The 18,526-nt window shown below is 63.2% G+C and carries 15 protein-coding genes; 7 read left to right on the forward strand and 8 right to left on the reverse strand.

From position 1 onward, the window contains the following. Window positions 1-5: 5 nt before the first annotated feature. From BMZ70_RS06090 to BMZ70_RS06115, 6 genes are all read right to left on the reverse strand, one after another. Window positions 6-2,591 carry a TonB-dependent receptor gene (locus tag BMZ70_RS06090; protein ID WP_092271271.1) on the reverse strand — a complete coding sequence of 862 codons (2,586 nt, stop codon included), beginning with the start codon at window positions 2,589-2,591 and terminating at the stop codon, window positions 6-8. A gap of 96 nt (window positions 2,592-2,687) precedes the next feature. Continuing rightward, complete coding sequence (locus BMZ70_RS06095) at window positions 2,688-3,641, reverse strand: DUF4880 domain-containing protein (protein WP_092271273.1); 954 nt, start codon at window positions 3,639-3,641, stop codon at window positions 2,688-2,690. Further along, complete coding sequence (locus BMZ70_RS06100) at window positions 3,638-4,150, reverse strand: sigma-70 family RNA polymerase sigma factor (protein WP_092277604.1); 513 nt, start codon at window positions 4,148-4,150, stop codon at window positions 3,638-3,640. Before BMZ70_RS06100 ends, BMZ70_RS06095 begins: the two co-directional genes overlap by 4 nt. 102 nt (window positions 4,151-4,252) lie before the next feature. Further along, window positions 4,253-6,655 (reverse strand): hybrid sensor histidine kinase/response regulator, encoded by a 2,403-nt coding sequence (locus tag BMZ70_RS06105; RefSeq protein ID WP_092271274.1) that lies wholly within the window; start codon window positions 6,653-6,655, stop codon window positions 4,253-4,255. Between the two features lie 37 nt (window positions 6,656-6,692). Next, window positions 6,693-7,838 carry a glycerate kinase gene (locus tag BMZ70_RS06110; RefSeq protein WP_092271276.1) on the reverse strand — a complete coding sequence of 382 codons (1,146 nt, stop codon included), beginning with the start codon at window positions 7,836-7,838 and terminating at the stop codon, window positions 6,693-6,695. Between the two features lie 9 nt (window positions 7,839-7,847). Continuing rightward, window positions 7,848-9,140: an MFS transporter gene (locus BMZ70_RS06115; protein WP_092271278.1), complete on the reverse strand. Its 1,293-nt coding sequence runs from the start codon at window positions 9,138-9,140 to the stop codon at window positions 7,848-7,850. 129 nt (window positions 9,141-9,269) lie between these two features. On the opposite strand from BMZ70_RS06115, the gene BMZ70_RS06120 reads away from it, so the two are divergent. The 3 genes from BMZ70_RS06120 to BMZ70_RS06125 all read left to right on the forward strand — a co-directional run bounded on the left by BMZ70_RS06120 (window position 9,270) and on the right by BMZ70_RS06125 (window position 12,189). Then, window positions 9,270-10,403, forward strand: a complete 1,134-nt coding sequence (locus tag BMZ70_RS06120) for a sugar diacid recognition domain-containing protein (RefSeq protein ID WP_092277606.1) — start codon at window positions 9,270-9,272, stop codon at window positions 10,401-10,403. 67 nt (window positions 10,404-10,470) lie between these two features. Continuing rightward, window positions 10,471-10,647, forward strand: coding sequence for a hypothetical protein (locus BMZ70_RS28280; RefSeq protein ID WP_165403516.1), 177 nt, complete (start codon window positions 10,471-10,473; stop codon window positions 10,645-10,647). A gap of 150 nt (window positions 10,648-10,797) precedes the next feature. Beyond that, window positions 10,798-12,189 carry a branched-chain amino acid transporter BcaP gene (locus BMZ70_RS06125; protein ID WP_092271280.1) on the forward strand — a complete coding sequence of 464 codons (1,392 nt, stop codon included), beginning with the start codon at window positions 10,798-10,800 and terminating at the stop codon, window positions 12,187-12,189. Between the two features lie 7 nt (window positions 12,190-12,196). Here BMZ70_RS06125 and BMZ70_RS06130 read toward each other — a convergent pair whose 3' ends face one another. Further along, window positions 12,197-13,156 (reverse strand): GlxA family transcriptional regulator, encoded by a 960-nt coding sequence (locus BMZ70_RS06130; RefSeq protein ID WP_092271282.1) that lies wholly within the window; start codon window positions 13,154-13,156, stop codon window positions 12,197-12,199. Between the two features lie 103 nt (window positions 13,157-13,259). Between BMZ70_RS06130 and BMZ70_RS06135 the strand changes: the two genes are divergently transcribed. After that, complete coding sequence (locus tag BMZ70_RS06135; RefSeq protein ID WP_092271284.1) at window positions 13,260-13,805, forward strand: thioesterase family protein; 546 nt, start codon at window positions 13,260-13,262, stop codon at window positions 13,803-13,805. Here the strand turns inward: BMZ70_RS06135 and BMZ70_RS06140 are convergent. Beyond that, a complete protein-coding gene (locus BMZ70_RS06140) occupies window positions 13,802-14,251 on the reverse strand; it encodes a MarR family winged helix-turn-helix transcriptional regulator (RefSeq protein ID WP_092271286.1) in 450 nt (149 codons plus the stop codon). The genes BMZ70_RS06135 and BMZ70_RS06140 overlap by 4 nt on opposite strands. Window positions 14,252-14,342: 91 nt before the next feature. On the opposite strand from BMZ70_RS06140, the gene BMZ70_RS06145 reads away from it, so the two are divergent. From BMZ70_RS06145 to BMZ70_RS06155, 3 genes are read left to right on the forward strand one after another with little or no spacing between them, the layout of a single operon-like run. Further along, window positions 14,343-15,176: a p-hydroxycinnamoyl CoA hydratase/lyase gene (locus BMZ70_RS06145; protein ID WP_092271288.1), complete on the forward strand. Its 834-nt coding sequence runs from the start codon at window positions 14,343-14,345 to the stop codon at window positions 15,174-15,176. Between the two features lie 31 nt (window positions 15,177-15,207). Further along, window positions 15,208-16,653 carry an aldehyde dehydrogenase gene (locus BMZ70_RS06150; RefSeq protein WP_092271290.1) on the forward strand — a complete coding sequence of 482 codons (1,446 nt, stop codon included), beginning with the start codon at window positions 15,208-15,210 and terminating at the stop codon, window positions 16,651-16,653. Between the two features lie 10 nt (window positions 16,654-16,663). After that, complete coding sequence (locus BMZ70_RS06155) at window positions 16,664-18,520, forward strand: feruloyl-CoA synthase (RefSeq protein WP_092271292.1); 1,857 nt, start codon at window positions 16,664-16,666, stop codon at window positions 18,518-18,520. Window positions 18,521-18,526: the final 6 nt, after the last annotated feature.

The raw sequence follows: 18,526 nt of genomic DNA on the forward strand, positions 1-18,526 counted from the left end.
ACTCCTTAATACTTGTACGCCAGCGTCGCGCCGACCGTGCGCGCTTCGCCCAGCCACGCCCACACCGAACCATAATCGCCATTGGCGACGCGACGGTAGTACTGCTTGTCGAACGCATTGTTCACCCAAACCGAAGCACTCCATTCGCCATGCCCGACGCTGCGCTTGGTCCCCGCCGCAAAAGACGCCAGGCCATAACCTTCCACCCGTGTCAAACGGGAATTATCGACCGTGCCATACATCCAGCCGCGATACGAGTAACGCGCGCTGACAAAGTTCTCAAGTCCGTTCTCGCTGCGCCACGAATAGCGTGTGCTGGCATTCCACGTGGTGCGCGGCGCATTGAACACACGCTCACCAGTCAGATTGCACGACGCCGGTGGTTTCGGCGACAACGTCACCTCGGCCGGGCAACGCGCATTCTCGTATTCCGAATATTTGGCGTCATTGAGGATGCCCGCCAGATTGAACTGCCAGCCCTTGGCCAACGTCGCCGCAATACTGGCCTCAGCACCGCGCGAACGGAAGCTGCCAGCATTCATCAAGTAGGTCTGCTGGTCGTCCGGGTTATAGCCCTGCGTCTGGAAATCGCTGACCTCCGTCTGGAACACGTCGGCACTCACGGCAAGCTTGCCATCCCACAGCGAGCCCTTGACGCCCAGCTCCGTGCTGCGGGTCTTCTCCGGCTTGATCAACAGCGTGTCATAGCCGGCCGCCTTGGCTGCACCAGCCGAAATATTCAGGCCGCCCGACTTCTCGCCATACGACGCAGCCAGATAGCTCTTCCACGCCGGCGACAGATCATGCTTGAGCACCAGCGTCCCCGAAGGCAGCACATGGTATTCCTGCAGATAGCCCGAATTGAAAGACGCCCGGTTGTAGCGTACAAACGAACCGCCCTTCTCCTGATAGTTGGCACGCACCCCCGCCACCAGATCCCACGCCGGGGCAAAATGCCAGGTGCCCTGCGCGTACGGCGACGCCATGTAATCATGCACCTGGCCGACCCGGATCACATCAAGGCCGTTATAGCTGGTGGAATCCAGATAAATCCCCGCCAGCTTGTTATTGGTGTAGCGCGTGTGTGCCAGCGTATCCTGATGCTGGCCGAGATACGTCAGGCCAAGCGCATAGTCGAAATTCTCGCCGGCCGGCGAATCCAGACGCAGGTCCTGCGACCAGCTGCGATCGATCACGCGCGTGCCGGTGTTGTTGTACACGCCCACGCTCAAGCCGTCCGCCACATTTGGATCGGAACGGAAGAAACGATACGAGGTCACGGAACGCAGCTGGTAGCCGCTATCGAAACGCCAGGTGGCCTCCGCCGATGCGCCACCCTGCTTCACGTGCACGCTGTTCTCGTCATCCAGGTCCACATTCGGCCCGAACACCACGTGATTGCCCACGGCGGCAGAATGCTTGAGGAAGCTATCGACGCCGCTGAACACATTGGTCGACAACAGCACTGCCGTCGGCTCGCTGTTGGTGACATTGATATCCGCGCTCAGGCGCAGGCTGAAATTGTCGCCGCGCTTGTACAGCAACTGGCCGCGCGCGCCACTACTGGTCACACCACCCAGCGTATTGCCGTTACGGACATTGGTCACCGGGCCGTCGTTATTGGTGTACACCAGATTCAAGCGCCCGGCCCAGTTGCCGGACAAAGCGCCGGACAGCATGGCGCGGCCGCGCGTGTAGCCGTTCTGGCCATACGACACCGAAGCCGAAGCTTCCGGCGTAAAGCTCGGCGCGCGGGTGTGGATATTCAACACGCCGCCGGTGGCGTTGGCGCCGAAGGTCGTGCCCTGCGCGCCACTCAATACCTCGGCATATTCAATGTCGCCCAAGCCGCTGCTCAGCATACCGGCGCGTGGCAGGTAGACATTATCGACATAGATCGCCACGCTGCTCGGCATGCCGATGTTGGAATCGCCGCTGGCCTGGCCGCCACCGTCGCCAACACCGCGAATAGTGATCTGCGTATCCGAAGGATCGGTGCTCTGAATGACCAGTCCCGGCACCAGCTGCTGCAAGTCTTCCAGCGTGGTCAGGTTCTGCTCTTCCAGCTGCTCGCCGCTGACGCGATAAGACGATGTCGGCGCACGCTGCACATCGTCGGTCTCGTCGGAGGAGCGGCGCCTGGCGCCGCTCACGGTAACGCGAGCCAGCACTTCCGCATTTGGCGCTTCCGCAGCGGCGACAGCCGCCGCCGGGGCACGCAAAGCGACTTGCGTCATTACCGCCTGCACCGGCGGCCGGGCTGCGGCAGGCACGGTCAGGGAACGGCGAATGGTCAAGGTGCGGCCGCCGCCGGCGCTCACCAGCTCAAAGCCAGAGCCTTCCAGCGCCCGCGTGATTGCCTCCGTCGCGCTGTAATTGCCGTTGACCGGCGCCGAACGCGCCGATTCCAACAACTTGGGATCATACGCCAGCGCCACGCCGCTTTCGGCGGCGATGCGCAGCAGGGTCTTGTCCAGCGGCGCGCCGGCCAACTGGTATTGATGACGGGTTGCGTCCTGCGCCAGCGCCGCCGGCAAGGCAAGCAGCTGGGTGACGGCCAGGATGGCCAGGATATGCTGTGGTTTCTGCAAAACGTGCCTCACAAGGTTATGGCGCCTCGATCAAGGCGCTTCACTACCCATGTGCAGCGAGAATCGAAAAGTGTCACCACAAAATCAAAATATTTTTCAGGCCGCGCTCAACACCGTCAGATAGCCGCCATAACGCTGGATGCGCACCGGCAGGATGTCCGCCACTTGCAGCAATGCGCGCTCGATATCTTCGAGCCGGAATACACCGCTGATCTCCAGCGCGGCAGCACGTTCGCTAGCCCGCAGCAAACCCTTGCGATAGCGGCCGAAGATCTCCAGCAGTTCAGCCAGCGGCATGCGGTCCGCCACGCAAACGCCGCGCGTCCAGGCGCTGACAGCATTGAAGGACAGTCCGGATGCCAACGAGCCACCGCTGCCGCTGCTGCCGCCGCCGAAATAAAAACTCTCGCCGGCCGAAACCAGCACCGCCGGCCCATCCTTCGGCCGCAGCAAGGCGCTGCCCGCGCTCACCGCGACCACACTGCGTGCATGCAGGCGGCCGACGTTGAGCACCGCGCCGCCGGTCGCCACCGAGCCATGCGCGGTCGCCACGGTCAGCACGCCTTCGCGCTGCGCCCAGGATTTCAACAGTACCTGCCCTTGTCGCAGGTCCAGCACCGGGCTGGCGGCACTGCCGGATAAGTAGATGCGGCTGTTCGCATCGTAGGCCAGCGGCGTACCGTCGGCCAGCATGCCCTCGCCGCGTTGGCCGACGCCGCCCTGCCAATCCGCATCGAGGCCTAGCCCATGCACGCCTTCGCGCAGCGCCCAGGTGCCGCAACCCAGCACCAGCAAGCCAAACGCCGCACGCAGCGCCCGCCGACGTTCTGCCGCAGGCGTGCGCAAGGCATGTTTGACCGCAGAAGCATCGCGCGCATGCGCGCCGCCGATACGCGACAACCGCTGTTGCAAAGCGTTCCATGCGCGCTCATTCGCCGCTTCCGCAGTACGCCATTGGTCGAATTCATGCAGCACCGTCGCGCCAACGTTGCCTTCGCGCAGGCGCACTTCCCACATCACCGCCTGATGCTCGGCCGGGGCCAGCTTCATGCGAACGCGTAGCAGGCAGCCAGTGCCTGCGCCAGGTATTTGCGCACCATGCTGACCGAGACGCCGAGTCGTTGCGCAATGTCGGCGTAGCCAAGTTCTTCAAACTGGCTGAGGATAAAGGTTTCACGCGCCTTGGCGCTGATACGCTGCAAGGCCGCGTCGATGCGCATCAATTCATCAATGGCGACACAGATGTCTTCGGGCGAGGCATCTGAAAACTCCGGCGCCAGCGCCAGCTGTTCAAGATAGGCGCGTTCAAGGTCACGCCGGCGCCAGAACTCATAGGTCAGGCGGCGGGCGATGGTTGTCAGCAGCGCGCGCGGCTGGCGCACCTGGCTGACGTCTTCCATCCCGGCCAATTCGGTGAAGGCCGATGACGCCAGATCTTCAGCGTCGCAACGCGAGCCGACCAGCCGGTGCACACTGGCCGTGAGCCAGCCGTAACTGCGGCGGAATTCACTGCCCAGTAGCTGATCGCGAGCGGAGGTGGCAAGGGATACGGTACTCATGGCCGCCAATATAAGCCGCCGGTCCGCGTAATAAAACGAACAATTCCGAATAAGCTAGTTTAAAAAAATCGTTGATATCGAAACCGATATCAATGGCGCGATTCAGCTTATCGCCGTGTGACGCAGCAATGTGGCGAACATCTGCTCCACATCGATCGGCTTGGCGATGAAATCGTCCATGCCGGCTTGCGTGCACTGCTCGCGTTCGGACTCCATCACGCCCGCCGTCATCGCAATCACTGGCAGGGTCAGTCCCAGTTCCTCGCGGATCTTTTGGGTGGCGGTGAAACCATCCATCACCGGCATCTGCACATCCATCAGTACCAGGTCATAGTCGTTGGTGCGCAGCAGTTCCAGCGCCAGCTGGCCGTTGTCCGCCACGGCCACCACAGCATTCGCCTGTTCCAGTATGCCGCGTGCCACGTTCTGGTTGATTGGATTGTCCTCCACCAGCAAGATGCGCACGCCGTTCAGCTGCGGCGCGGCCGACGGCGGTGGCGTGCCGATCGCCTGCGCGCTTGGCGCAAGCGCGGTCTGCACCGCGTCGAACAGGCTGGAAGCCGTCACCGGCTTGGTGAGGAAGGTGGCGGCGCTGGACTCGACCATGTCCTTCATCATTCGCCCGCGCGTGTAGGCCTTGACCATGCAAATGACAGGAATCGGCTGCGCCGGGATCTGCGCGAACTGCCGGCTATCGACCAGCGCCACGTCGTAATGCGTGCCGGTGCGCAGCCGCGCCAGCGCCTCCTCGGCGGAGGCCACGCGGTCGCAGGTCCAGTTCCACGAACGAATAGTCTTGCCGATGAAGGTGCGGCTGGTGCGGTTTTCGTCCACAATCAACAGGTGCAGCCGCCGCGATGGGCGTGGAACTTCACTTTCTTCGGCCGCAGCCAGTTCCAGCGTGAAGCGGAATTCCGTGCCCCTGCCCGGCTCACTCTCCACCTGAATAGTCCCGCCCATCAACTCGATCAGGTTCTTGGAGATGGTCAGGCCAAGGCCGGTGCCGCCGAAGCGCCGCGTGAACGACAGGTCGCCCTGCGTGAACGGCGAGAACAAACGCGCCAGCTGTTCCTGATTCATGCCGATGCCGGTGTCACGTACGCAAAAGCGCAGCGTCAGCGGCGCGCTGGTCATGCGCTGCACCAGCACCGACACCTCGCCGTACTCGGTGAATTTGATGGCGTTGCCGGCCAGGTTGACCAGCACCTGCTGCAGCCGCAGCGCGTCGCCGACCAGCACGCGCGGCACATCCGGCTCCACCGCCATGCACAGTTCCAGCTCCTTTTCACCGGCGCTCACGCTCATGATGCTGGCCACCGAGTGCATCACATCATCCAGCTTGAAGCGCGCTGGATGCAGCTCCACCTTCCCGGCCTGCATCTTGGAGAAATCAAGAATGTCGTTCAGGACACCCAGCAGCGACTGGCCGGAAGCGCGTATCATCTCCAGATAGCGGCCCTGTTCCGGCGACAGCCGGGTGGTACCCAGCAAATGCGCCATACCCAGCACCGCGTTCATCGGCGTGCGCAATTCGTGGCTCATGTTGGCCACGAAGGCATCCTTGGCGGCGGCGGCCTGTTCGACCGAGCGCCCGACCTTGCGGCCATAGAGCCACGCCACGCAGAAACCGGCCGCCAACAGCAGCGCCACCACAAGGCTGATCCACTTGATCGACGCCAGCATCTCGGACCACACCACGCTGCGCGGCACGCCGATCACCACCGTCCATCCGCTGAACGGCGAACTGCTGTACATCGAGTACACCGGCAAGCCTTCCAGCGTGATGGCCTCAACCGCCGCCTCTTGCTTGAGCGGCAGTTGCGCCAGCAGCGACGGCGCGCCTTTCTTGCCGACGGTATGCTCCGCCTCCAGCGAACGCGCCACGATCACACCCTTCGCATCGAAAATGGCAACCACGCGGTCGGGCGGGAGGCGCTGCTCCTTCAGCACCTGCCCGAGGCGTTCCGGGACAAACGCGGTCGAGATGCAGTAAATTACCTTCCCGTCGCGTAGTACCGGGGCATGGATCGCCACCAGCGGACGTTTCAATACGCCGCCGATGAATAAGTCGGAAATCACCGGCTTGCCGGTCTCGAACACCTTGCGGATGCGCGCCGCGCTGCCTGGATCTGGCAGCAGCGGTCCATAGGGCCGCGCGGTGTTCAGCAGCTGCACCGAATCGCGATCGCTGAGGACGAAATTAAAACCGGGGAATTCAGGCCGCAAGGTCTTGCTGGCCTCCGCATGGAAGGCCGCGAAGTCGCGTCTATCGAGGCTGGGCGAGTTGGCCAGCGCCAGCGCCACCGTAATGCCGGTGTTGAGATCACGGTCCACCGCTAACATCAGCGCACGCGCCGTGATCAGGGTGTCGCGCTTGATCTGGTCGCGTTCGCGTTCGATAAAATGCGCCGTCAGCAGCGCGAAGCCGACGATGGCGGGCAATGCGCAAGCCCATACCAGACTATAGATCTGAAACTGAATCGACGGCAGCCTGCGTCGCACCATGAAAGTTGCCCTGTGACTTATATGGGAAACAACTCTATCACAAGCGCAGGTTTGCTCCCAATCGTATCGTGGCGGCGATATTACGCGCCGCGCCGCGCACATTGGCTGCGGCATTGGCCAGCGCTTCCTCCACCGTGCACGGGCGGCTGACGGAACCGAACACCGCATCGATGCCGTGCGCATGCACCGCCGCCGCGCCGGTTCCCAGCGAACCGCCGATGGCGATCACCGGTTTGCCGTGGCGTTGCGCCACGCGCGCGACACCGACCGGCGTCTTGCCCTGGGTGGTCTGGCCGTCGATGCGGCCTTCGCCGGTGAGCACCAGGTCCGCATCCGCTACCGCCGCATCCAGCCCGACGGCGTCGGTCACGATCTCGCTGCCCGGCCGCAGGCGGCCGCCGAGGAACACCAGCATGGCCGCGCCGATGCCGCCGCCGGCGCCGGCGCCCGGTACGTCGGCCACGTCATGTCCAAGGTCGCTGGCGATGATGCGCGCATAGTGGCGCAGGTTATCGTCCAGCCGCGCCACCATCTCCGGCGTCGCGCCCTTCTGCGGGCCGAAGATGGCCGATGCGCCTTGCGGGCCGACCAGCGGATTATTGACATCGCAGGCTACATCAAACGTGCAATCCTTGATGCGCGCATCGAGGCCGGACAAATCGATCCGGTCCAGCATATTCAGTGCGCCGCCGCCCACAGCAAGGTCGGCGCCGGTGGCGTCAATCAACCGGCCGCCCAGCGCTTGCAGCATGCCGGCGCCGCCGTCATTGGTGGCGCTGCCGCCGATGCCCAATACGAAACGGCGCGCGCCGGCATCCAGAGCGTGGCGTATCAATTGGCCGGTGCCGTAGCTGGTAGTCAGCAGCGGATTGCGCTGCGCCGGCGCGACCAGTTCCAGTCCGCTGGCGGCGGCCATTTCAATCACCGCCGTCTGGCCGTCGCCCATCAAGCCGTAGAAAGCGGCCACCGTTTCGCCCAGCGGGCCGCTGACGTTCAGGGCCACCAGCTTGCCGCCGCTGGCGTCGATCATCGCCTGCACCGTGCCTTCGCCGCCATCGGCCACCGGCAGCTTGCGGTATTCGGCGTCGGGGAAGATCTCGCGGAAGCCCGCCTCGATTTCATTGGCGACGACCATCGCCGTCAAGCTCTCTTTGAAGGAATCGGGCGCTATGACTATTTTCATCGGCTGCTCTTAACGGTTGACCAGACGCGCGGGAATGCGCAGCACCAGTATCGCACCAAGCAGCAGCACGCTGGACAAAATATACAGCGCCATGTCGGTGCTCTGTGTTGCATCCTTGATCCAGCCGACCAGGAAGGGGCTGACGAATCCGGCGATCTGGCCCAGCGAATTAATCAGCGCCAGTCCGCCCGCCGCCGCAGCGCTGCCGAGGAAGGCCGCCGGCAAGGACCAGAACTGCGCCAGCGCCGCCAGTGCCCCCATCGTCGCCATGCTCAAGCCGATCATGACGATCAGCGCATTGCTCGAGAAATTAGCCGCCATCAGCAGGCCGACGAGGCCCATCACCATCGGCAGCGACACGTGCAGGCGACGCTCGCGGTGCTTGTCGGCCGAGCGGCCGGCCCACACCATGAACACGGCGGCCAGCAGGTAAGGCACGGCGCTCAGCCAGCCCACCGTGACGGCGCTCTGGAAACCGAGCGACTTGATAATCGATGGCAGCCAGAAGTTAATCGCGTACACGCCCATTTGAATGCAGAAGTAGATCGCGCCCAGCATCCATACGCTGCCATTGCGCAGCACGGCGCTGAACGACTGGCCGACATTGCTGGCGGCGGCGCGTTGCTGCTCGTCGCTGGCCAGCGCGGCCTGCATGGCGCTCTTCTCTTCGCTGCTCAGCCATTTGGCTTGCGCGATGCCGTCGTTAAGATAGAAGTAGACGCCCACGCCCAGCAGCACGGTCGGCAAGCCTTGCAGCAGGAACAGCCACTGCCAGCCGGCCATGCCGCCTTGCCCCGCCGAGAAGTGCGACAGCATCCAGCCGGACAGCGGGCCGCCGATCAGGCCCGAAATTGGAATCGCCGACATGAACAGCGCCATCACCTGGCCGCGTTTCCGGGTCGGGAACCAGTGCGTAAAGTACAGCACCATGCCGGGGAAGAAGCCCGCTTCCGCCACGCCGGTGAAGAAACGCAGCACGTAGAACGAGGTTGGAGAATTCACGAACAGCATGCAGGCGGACAGGCCGCCCCACGCGACCATCATCACCGAGATCCAGCGCCGCGCGCCGATCTTGTGCAGGATCAGGTTACTCGGCACGCCGCTCAGGACATAGCCGATGAAGAAGATGCCGGCGCCCAGGCCATAAACGGTATTGCTCAATTTGAGCGCGTCCAGCATTTCCAGCTTGGCGAAACCGACGTTGACGCGGTCCAGGTAATTGAACAGGTAACAGACGAAGATAAACGGGATCAGGTGCCAGCCGGCTTTTTTATAGGCGCCCTCGAGGACGGAAGTGCTCATGCAAGTCTCCAGTGTCTTTTAATAGTATGGCGATTATCTGGAATCGATCACAAAAATGCATTGGCCGAATGCCTTAATCCTGTCAACCAAAGCCGCCATTTATTGTGCAAATGCCCTAAAATGAACAGCATGAACATTCTGAGCACGGCACTGGCGCAGGACATCGTCACCCGCACCATGCGCATCATTCCCTACAACGTCAACGTCATGGACGCCAACGGCAGCATCATCGCCAGCGGTAATCCGACGCGCATTGGCGAACTGCATGCAGGCGCCCTGCTAGCCTTGGCCAAGCAGCTGACGGTAGAAATCGACGAAGCCAGCGCGCGCAACCTGCATGGCGCCCAGCCGGGCATCAATTTGCCGCTGACGGTACACGGCCAATTGTGCGGCGCTGTAGGCCTGAGCGGCGCGCCGGACGAGGTCCGCCAGTTCGGCGAACTGGTACGTCTGACCGCCGAGATGATCCTTGAACAGGCGCAGTTGGCCGGCGAGCTGCAACGCGATTCGCGCTACCGCGAAGCCTTTGTGCTCAAACTGATCAACGGCGTGCACGCCAATCAGGCGGACCTCGCCGACCTGGCCGCGTGGGCGCAGCGCCTCGGCGTGCAGTTCGACCGCATGCACGCAGTCTACCTGCTGGAACTCGACGAGCCTGACGACGGCGCCGATCTGCATGCACTTCAACTTCGCCTGCAAGCGCGCATGCCGTCGCTGCTGACGGCCGCCGCCGGCCCGCAGGAGCTGGCCATCCTCGAATTCTTCGATGCGCCCGCGCACCAGAAGCAGTTGCAGGCGCTGGCGGCGGTACTGCGCACCGTCTGCCCGCAGCCGCACCGGCTGACGATGGGCATCGCCCTGCAAGGCGTGGAAGCGGTGGCGACCTCCTGGCACAGCGCCCGGACGGCGGCGCGGGTCGGCCGTCGGCGCCATCCCCGCCGTCACCAGTACAGTTACTACGACCACGTGCTGCCTGTACTGCTCTCCGGCCTGCACACCGGCTGGCAGGCGCCCCAGCTGCGCGCGCCGATCGAAAAGCTGGGCAAGAACCGCGAATTGCTGCAGCGCACACTGGAAGCGTGGTTCGCCCACGACGGCCATCCGGCCGCCACCGCCGACGCCCTGCACATCCACCGCAACACGCTGGACTACCGCCTGCGCCGCATCGGCGACATCACAGGGCTGGACCTCGGGCGGCTGGAAGACCGCTTCCTGCTGTATTTATCGTCTCTGCTAACCATCGACAAAACGAATACCAGCTAGTGATATAAACCATTCGTCGCCGGATGCCGTGCGGTCTACCATGAAGTCATAACAACAGGAGACACTCATGGCCATCCTCAAAACCGCCCTGTGCGCGGCGATCCTCGCCTCGCCGCTGGCTGCACCCGTCGTTGACTGGTTCGTGGAAAATGCCACGCCGGCCGCCGACCAGATCCTGCTCGCCCAGGCCTACGTACCGCCGCCGATCGACATGGGCAAACTGGGACAGGCGTTCCGACACTAAAAAGAAACAACCTGCGGCCCTACCGCCGATTTTTCGCTGATTAATCGGTATATTTGGCTCCACCGTATTGTATTATTTGCGGTCGCCCGACTTTCACGCCCACAAGGCGCCGTCGGGAATCAACGATAACCACAATAAAACGGAGCCATTTTGAGCATTTTTAGAACTAAGAATCTGGATGACATGATCGCATCCGCCCAGAAGCCGGGCGGACTGGCGAAAGTGCTCGGTCCTATGGACCTGGTCTTGATGGGTATTGGCGCCATCGTCGGTACCGGCATCTTCGTGCTGACCGGTACGGGCGCTGTCACTGCGGGTCCCGCGCTGACGCTGTCCTTCATTATCGCCGCCATCGCCTGCGGTTTCGCGGCGCTGTGCTACGCTGAATTTGCCTCCACCGTGCCGGTGGCCGGCTCCATTTATACCTACTCTTACGCCACGCTGGGTGAACTGGCCGCGTGGATGATCGGCTGGGACCTGCTGCTGGAGTACGGCCTCGCCACCTCCGCCGTGTCGGTCGGCTGGTCGGGTTACTTCCAATCGCTGCTGTCGGGCTTCGGCTGGCAGCTGCCGGTGGCGCTGACCGCCGCGCCGGGCGCGATTCCGGGTGTGAGCACCTTCATCAACCTGCCGGCGCTGTGCATCATGATGCTGCTGACCGCAATGCTGAGCATCGGCGTGCGCGAATCGGCCCGCATGAACAACATCATGGTGGTCATCAAGATCGGCGTGGTGCTGCTGTTTATCGTGGTTGGCGCACGCCACGTCACCCCGGCCAACTGGCAGCCGTTCATGCCTTACGGGATGGGTGGCACGCTGAGCGCCGCCGCACTGGTGTTCTTCGCCTTCATCGGCTTCGACGCCGTGACCTCGGCAGCGGAAGAAGTCAAGCGTCCGGAGCGCGATCTGCCGATCGGCATTATCGGTTCGCTGGCCGTCTGCACCGTGCTGTATGTCATCGTGTCGGCCATCATGACCGGTATCGTGCCGTTCAAGGAATTCCTCGGCATCGACCACCCGGTGACGCTGGCGCTGCAAAAAGCCGGTGAAAACTGGTTCGCCGGTTTCGTCGACCTGGGCGCCATCCTCGGCATGACCACCGTGATCCTGGTGATGGCTTTCGGCCAGACCCGCATCATCTACGCCATGTCGCGCGACGGCCTGCTGCCGAAGAAACTGTCGGAAGTGCACCCACGCTTCCATACCCCGTTCTTCTGCACCTGGCTGGTCGGCATCGTGTTCGGCGTGATGGCTGCATTCGTGCCGCTGAACGTGCTGAATGAACTGGTCAACATCGGCACGCTGGCGGCATTCAGCCTGGTGTCGATCGCCATCGTCATCCTGCGCAAGACCCGTCCTGACCTGAAGCGCGCGTTCCGCTGCCCAGGCGTGCCGGTGGTGCCTGCGCTGGCCGTGATCTTCTGCGTCACGCTGATGGCTTACCTGAGCTGGTTCACCTGGGTCGCCTTCGGCATCTGGCTGGCCATCGGCCTGGTGATCTACTTCACCTACGCCCGCAAGCACTCGCTGTTGAACAAGTAAGCTGCCCCTAAGCTGCCCGCGGCTGGAATTTCTTCCGGTACGACGCGGGCAGCAGTCCCACCCGCTGCTGGAATAGCCGGCGGAACGAATTACTGTCCTCATATCCCACTTTGAAGGTAATGGCGTCGAGACTCATGCGGGTCGACTCCAGCAGGTGCTTGGCTTTTTCCAGCCGCAGCGTTTGCAGGTAGGCCAGCGGCGTGTAGCCGGTCGCCTCCTTGAAGCGCCGCGCGAAATTGCGTACGCCGAAGCCGAAGCGCGGCGCCAGTTCGTCGATCGACAGCGGCTGGTGATAGTGCTCTTCCAGCCAGTTCTGCACCTTCAGGATGCCTTCGTCGCCGTGGCTCTTCGGCATGGACCACATCACATACACCGACTGCTCGCTGCGGGCGTTATCGATCAGCAGGTAGTGGCTGCACTTCTGCGCCAGATCGAGCGAGCCATAGCGGCGGATCAGATGCAGCAGCAAATCCATCGCCGCGCTGGCGCCGCCGCTACTGAGGATGCGGTTGTCCTCGCACAGGGTCTCGCGTTCATCCATGCGCACATCGGGATAGCGCTTGCGGAACAGGTCCGCAAAGGCCCAGTGGGTGGTGGCGCGGGCGCCGGACAGCAGGCCGGTTTCCGCCAGCATGAAAGTGGCGGTGCACATGGTGGCCAGCACAGCGCCTTGCGCATGCTGTTTGCGCAGCCAGTCAGCGTAACGGCCAAAGCCCGGCAATGCTTCGCGCAGCGTGAACAGGAAACCGGGAATCAGCACCAGGTCCGTGTGCGTGATTTGGTCCAGCGCCACCTCTGGCTGCAAGGTCTGGCCGCGCAGCGTGCGTACCGGCTTGCCGTCCAGCGAGGCAGTTTCCACGTCAAATACCGGCTCGCCAGCGAACAGGTTGGCGGCGGTGAGCAGTTCCAGCGCGGTGGTGGCGCTGGCGGCCGAACACTGGTCGGCAAACAATAAAGTCAGGTGCATGGCAGATTCCGCATGAAATAAGTCATTTCTGCACCTACCTTAGCAGATTCAGCTCACCTATAGTGGTGGTCATCCTCTACTCATCATACGTCACCTACACACTATGAATCTCTGGTTCCGACTGTTCTGGATGTTGCTGAAGCGCCCGTGGCGCAAGGCGGCCGATCCGTTTTCCACCACCGTGATCCGCATGCGCGTCTGGCCGCTGGACCTGGACCTGAACCGCCACGTCACCAACGGCCGCTATTTCACGATGGCCGATATCGGCCGCATGGACTACGTGTTGAAAACCGGCGCCTTCCGCACCGCCATGCGCCTCAAGGCCGTGCCTATCGTTGGCGACGCCTGGGGCAAGTTCCGGCGCGAGCTGAAATTGTTCGAGACGTTTGAAATCCACACTCGCATGCTGGGCTGGGACGACAAGTGGAGCTTCCTCGAGCACCGCTTTGTCAAGGATGGCCGCACGGCCGGCGTGGTCGTCATGCGCGGCCTGTTCCGCGCCTCCAAAGGCACCGTGCCGCCGGCGGTACTGATCAAAGATCTCGGCCTGCCGGAACAATCGCCTGCCATGCCGGAGTGGCTCACCGCGTGGTCCGACAGCTGCGACGGCATGAGCGCCCAGTTGCGCCACGAAGAAGCAAAAAACTAAATTCCCTCAAGGCTCAGCGCGCGCACTGCGCCCTTCAACTGAGCCAGCAGCAACCCGCGTTCCTCGTCGCTGGTGTCGGGGAACATCAACAACTCCACTTCGCGCACTTTCGGATCGCACTCGCGCAGGATGGCATGGCCCTCCTCGGTCAGCTGGATCTGGATGATGCGGCCGTGCGCCGGATCGGGCGAGCGCTCGATCCACCCTTTGCTCTCCATCGCCTTCACCATCTCATTGGCCGACTGCGGCGTGGTCATGATGCGCACCGCCAGCTGCGCGTTCGACAGCGAACCATGCGCGCGGAACACCGACAGCGCCGTGTACTGCGGCACCGACAGCCCGGCCGGGGCCACGCAATCGCGCAGCCGCTTGTTCAAAATGTGATCCAGACGCCCCACCAGATAGGCCAGTCCCGCCGGCCGATTATCGGAATGTGCTTTAACCATAAAAATTCATCTTGTAAAACGTAGAAGGTGGGTATAGTATAAGTCACATATCAGGTAGCCTGATAATAAACTTACACACAGGAGATATTGTATGTCCAAATACGCAGGCCGATGGGAAACCGTAAAGGTCGATATTGAAAACAGCATCGGCTGGATCACGCTCAACCGCCCGGAGAAGCGCAACGCCATGAGCCCGACGCTCAACCGCGAGATGATCGACGTGCTGGAAACGCTGGAACTGGACGAGGAAGCGCAAGTGATCGTGCTGACTGGCGCCGGCGACAGCTGGACCGCCGGCATGGACCTGAAGGAATACTTCCGCGAGAACGACGGCAAGCCGGAGATTTTCCAGGAACGCCTGCGCCGCGACTGCTCGCAATGGCAGTGGAAGCTGCTGCGCATGTACTCCAAGCCGACCATCGCGATGGTCAACGGCTGGTGCTTCGGCGGTGCGTTCTCGCCGCTGGTGGCATGCGACCTCGCCATCGCCGCAGACGAAGCGGTGTTCGGCCTCTCGGAAATCAACTGGGGCATCCCGCCCGGTAACCTGGTCAGCAAGGCCGTCGCCGACACGATGGGCCATCGCCAGGCGCTGCACTACATCATGACCGGCGACACCTTCACCGGCCAGGAAGCCGCCGCAATGGGCCTGGTGAACAAGAGCGTGCCGCGCGCCGAACTGCGCGACCACGTACTGGCGCTGGCCGACAAGCTGCTGGAAAAATCGCCGACCGTGCTGCGCATCGCCAAGAACGGTTTCAAACGCTGCCGTGAACTGAATTGGGACCAGAACGAGGACTACCTGTACGCCAAGGTAGACCAGTCCAACTACCGCGATCCTGAAAAAGGACGCGCCCAAGGCCTCAAGCAGTTCCTGGACGATAAGACCATCAAGCCAGGCCTGCAAACCTACAAACGCGGTTAAGCCCTACAATAAAAACGACGAGGAGACAACCATGTTTAATACCGATTTGCTGATCGGCGGCGCCACCGCCCCGGCACACAGCGGCGCCGTATTCGAGCGCCGCAATCCGGCCAGCGGCGAAGTCGCCACCAGCGCCGCAGCAGCCTCGCTGGAAGATGTGGACCGCGCGGTGCAAGCTGCGCAAGCAGCTTTCCCTGCATGGTCCGCCATGCTGCCGGGCGCGCGCCGTGCGCTGCTGCTCAAGGCCGCCGATGCGATGGAAGCACGCCGCGCCGAATTCGTCGAACGCGGCATCGCCGAAGCGGGCGGCGCGCCGGTCTGGTATCAGTTCAACGTGACGCTGGCCGCCAACATGCTGCGCGAAGCCGCCGCCATGACTACCCAGATCAGCGGCGAAGTGATTCCGTCCGACGTACCGGGCTCGCTAGCGATGGGCGTACGCCAGGCTTGCGGCGTGGTGGTCGGCATCGCGCCGTGGAATGCGCCGGTCATTCTCGGCACCCGCGCGCTGGCCATGCCGCTCGCCTGTGGTAACACCGTGATCCTGAAAGCATCGGAGCTGTGCCCTGCCCTGCACCGCCTGATCGGCAGTGTGTTTGAAGATGCGGGCTTCCCGCCGGGCGTGGTCAACGTTATCACCAACGCGCCACAGGATGCTCCGCAAGTGGTGGAACGCCTGATCGCCGCGCCGGCCGTCCGCCGCGTCAACTTCACTGGTTCTACCAATGTCGGCCGCATCATCGCCCAACATTGCGCCACCCATTTGAAACCGGTGCTTCTGGAACTCGGCGGCAAGAACCCGATCATTGTGCTCGATGATGCGGATATCGACGCCGCCGTCGAAGGCGCGGCCTTCAGCGCCTTCTTCAATCAGGGCCAGATCTGCATGTCGGCCGACCGCATCATCGTCGATAACAAGATCGCCGACGCCTTCCTCGATAAATTCGCCGCCAAGACGGCCAAGCTGAAAGCGGCCCACGCCGACGCGCCGCTGACCGGCATGATCGACAGCGCCGCCGCCCAGCGCGTGAGCGCCATGCTGCGCGATGCGCAAGAGCGCGGAGCGCGCGTGCTGCAATCCTCGTCCGAGGTGCAGGGCAACCTGATGCAGCCCGCCATCGTCGACGGCGTCACGCCGGAGATGCAGGTCTACCAGCAGGAATCGTTCGGCCCCATCGTCTCCATCCTGCGCTTCGATACGGAAGAGGAAGCGCTGCGCCTTGCCAACGACAGCGAGTACGGCCTGTCGGCGGCGGTGTTCAGCCGCGACATCGGCCGCGCAATGGCGGTGGCCAAGCGCATCGAGTCCGGCATCTGCCACATCAACGGCCCGACCGTGCATGACGAAGCGCAGATGCCGTTCGGCGGCGTGAAGCACAGCGGGCAGGGACGCTTCGGCGGCAAGGCGGCCATCGCGGAGTTCACGGAGCTGCGCTGGATCACGGTCCAGACCACGCCACGCCACTACCCGATCTAAGGAGCCACGCATGAACCAAGCATGGACTGCGGCGCCTGAAGTCAGGCGCCGCCCGGTCAAGCTGGGCAACCCGGAGGTCGCGGTGTACCAGGCCAACGGCTTGTGGCACGTGGACGCCGTCACGCCGCTGGAGGCCTTCCCGCCGCGCTATACCGACCGGCTGGAGTCAGGCGCCGCCGCACATCCAGACCGCACGCTGGTGGCGCGGCGCGGCCCGGACGGCGAGTGGATCCGCCTGTCGTATGCCGAGGTGCTGCAGCGCGCGCGCCGCATCGGCCAGTCGCTGCTCGATCGAGGCTTGTCGGCCGAGCGCCCGCTGCTGATTTTGTCGGGTAACGACCTTGAACACTTCCAGCTGGCGCTGGGGGCCATGTATGGGGGCATTCCGTATGCGCCGGTGTCGCCTTCGTACTCGCTGGTGGCAACCGACTACGGCAAGCTGGCGGAGCTGGTGACGCAACTGACGCCGGGCGCAGTGTATGCCTCGGACGGCAATGCCTTCAGCCGCGCCATCACCGCAGTGATGCCGGTTGACGCTGAGCTGATCCTGGCGCATGGCGAAGTGGCCGGCTACCAAGCTACCCGCTTCAGCGCGCTGCTGGACGTGGAACCGAGCACGGTGGCCGCCGCGCACGACAAGGTCAGCGCGCACACCATCGCCAAGTTCCTGTTCACCTCCGGCTCCACCAAGAAGCCCAAGGCCGTCATCACCACGCACGGCATGTTGACCAGCAACCAGCAGATGCTGTTGCAGACCTTCCCCTTCCTTGGCGAGGAACCGCCGGTGCTGGTGGACTGGCTGCCGTGGAATCACACCTTCGGCGGCAGCCATAACGTCGGCATCGTGCTGTATAACGGCGGCACGCTGTACATCGACGACGGCAAGCCGACGCCGCGCGACTTCGGCGCCACGCTGCGCAACCTGGCCGAAGTCGCGCCGACCATCTACTTCAATATCCCCAAGGGATTTGAAATGCTGACCGACGCCATGAAGACCGACAAGCAGCTCAGCGCCACCTTCTTCTCAAGGGTGAAGCTGTTCCTGTGCGCCGGCGCCGGACTGTCGCAGGCGGCGTGGGACCGTCTCGACGCGGCCGGCATCGCGGAATCGGGCGAGTCGATCCGCATCATGACAGGCCTGGGCATGACCGAAACCTCGCCGTCCTGCACCTTCGGCACCGGCGACATCATCAAGGCCGGCTACGTCGGCGTGCCGGCGCCGGGCTGCAAGGTCAAGCTGGTACCGTCGGGCGACAAGCTGGAAGCACGCTTCCACGGTCCGCACGTCACGCCCGGCTACTGGCGCGCGCCGGAGTTGACCAAGGCGGCGTTCGATGAGGAAGGCTACTACTGCACCGGCGACGCGCTGCGCTTTGTCGATCCCGATCACCGCGAACTCGGTTTCATGTTCGACGGCCGCATCGCCGAAGACTTCAAGCTCAGTACCGGCACCTTCGTCAGTGTCGGCCCGCTGCGCGCGCGCGTGATCAGCGCAGCGGCCCCGCATGTGCTGGACGTGGTGGTGACGGGCATCGACCGCAACGCCATAGGATTGCTGGTGTTCCCGCGCATGGAGCACTGCCATCCTCTGTCCGGGCTGGGTGCGGACGCCAGCGTGGAAGAAGTGCTGGCCAGCGCGCCGGTACGCGAGCGCTTCCAGTCGCTGCTCAACCGGCTCAATCAAGACGCCAGCGGTTCCTCGATGCGCATCGACCGCATGCTGCTGCAAGCGGAGGCGCCGTCGATCGATCATCGCGAGATGACCGACAAGGGTTCCATCAACCAGGCGGCGGTGCTTACGCGCCGCGCAGCAATCGTAGCATCGCTTTATGAAGGTTCAGATCCAAATGTAATCATCGCAGCATAAATAAAA

The sequence above is a fragment of the Duganella sp. CF402 genome (assembly GCF_900109645.1).
Lineage (GTDB): Bacteria > Pseudomonadota > Gammaproteobacteria > Burkholderiales > Burkholderiaceae_D > Rugamonas.

Coding starts and splice junctions, on each gene's coding strand:
- BMZ70_RS06150 (WP_092271290.1), top strand. CDS start 15,208: ATGTTTAATACCGATTTGCTGATCGGCGGCGCCACCGCCCCGGCACAC.
- BMZ70_RS06095 (WP_092271273.1), bottom strand. CDS start 3,641: ATGAAGCTGGCCCCGGCCGAGCATCAGGCGGTGATGTGGGAAGTGCGC.
- BMZ70_RS06100 (WP_092277604.1), bottom strand. CDS start 4,150: ATGAGTACCGTATCCCTTGCCACCTCCGCTCGCGATCAGCTACTGGGC.
- BMZ70_RS28280 (WP_165403516.1), top strand. CDS start 10,471: ATGGCCATCCTCAAAACCGCCCTGTGCGCGGCGATCCTCGCCTCGCCG.
- BMZ70_RS06135 (WP_092271284.1), top strand. CDS start 13,260: ATGAATCTCTGGTTCCGACTGTTCTGGATGTTGCTGAAGCGCCCGTGG.
- BMZ70_RS06140 (WP_092271286.1), bottom strand. CDS start 14,251: ATGGTTAAAGCACATTCCGATAATCGGCCGGCGGGACTGGCCTATCTG.
- BMZ70_RS06130 (WP_092271282.1), bottom strand. CDS start 13,156: ATGCACCTGACTTTATTGTTTGCCGACCAGTGTTCGGCCGCCAGCGCC.
- BMZ70_RS06155 (WP_092271292.1), top strand. CDS start 16,664: ATGAACCAAGCATGGACTGCGGCGCCTGAAGTCAGGCGCCGCCCGGTC.
- BMZ70_RS06105 (WP_092271274.1), bottom strand. CDS start 6,655: ATGGTGCGACGCAGGCTGCCGTCGATTCAGTTTCAGATCTATAGTCTG.
- BMZ70_RS06120 (WP_092277606.1), top strand. CDS start 9,270: ATGAACATTCTGAGCACGGCACTGGCGCAGGACATCGTCACCCGCACC.
- BMZ70_RS06145 (WP_092271288.1), top strand. CDS start 14,343: ATGTCCAAATACGCAGGCCGATGGGAAACCGTAAAGGTCGATATTGAA.
- BMZ70_RS06115 (WP_092271278.1), bottom strand. CDS start 9,140: ATGAGCACTTCCGTCCTCGAGGGCGCCTATAAAAAAGCCGGCTGGCAC.
- BMZ70_RS06110 (WP_092271276.1), bottom strand. CDS start 7,838: ATGAAAATAGTCATAGCGCCCGATTCCTTCAAAGAGAGCTTGACGGCG.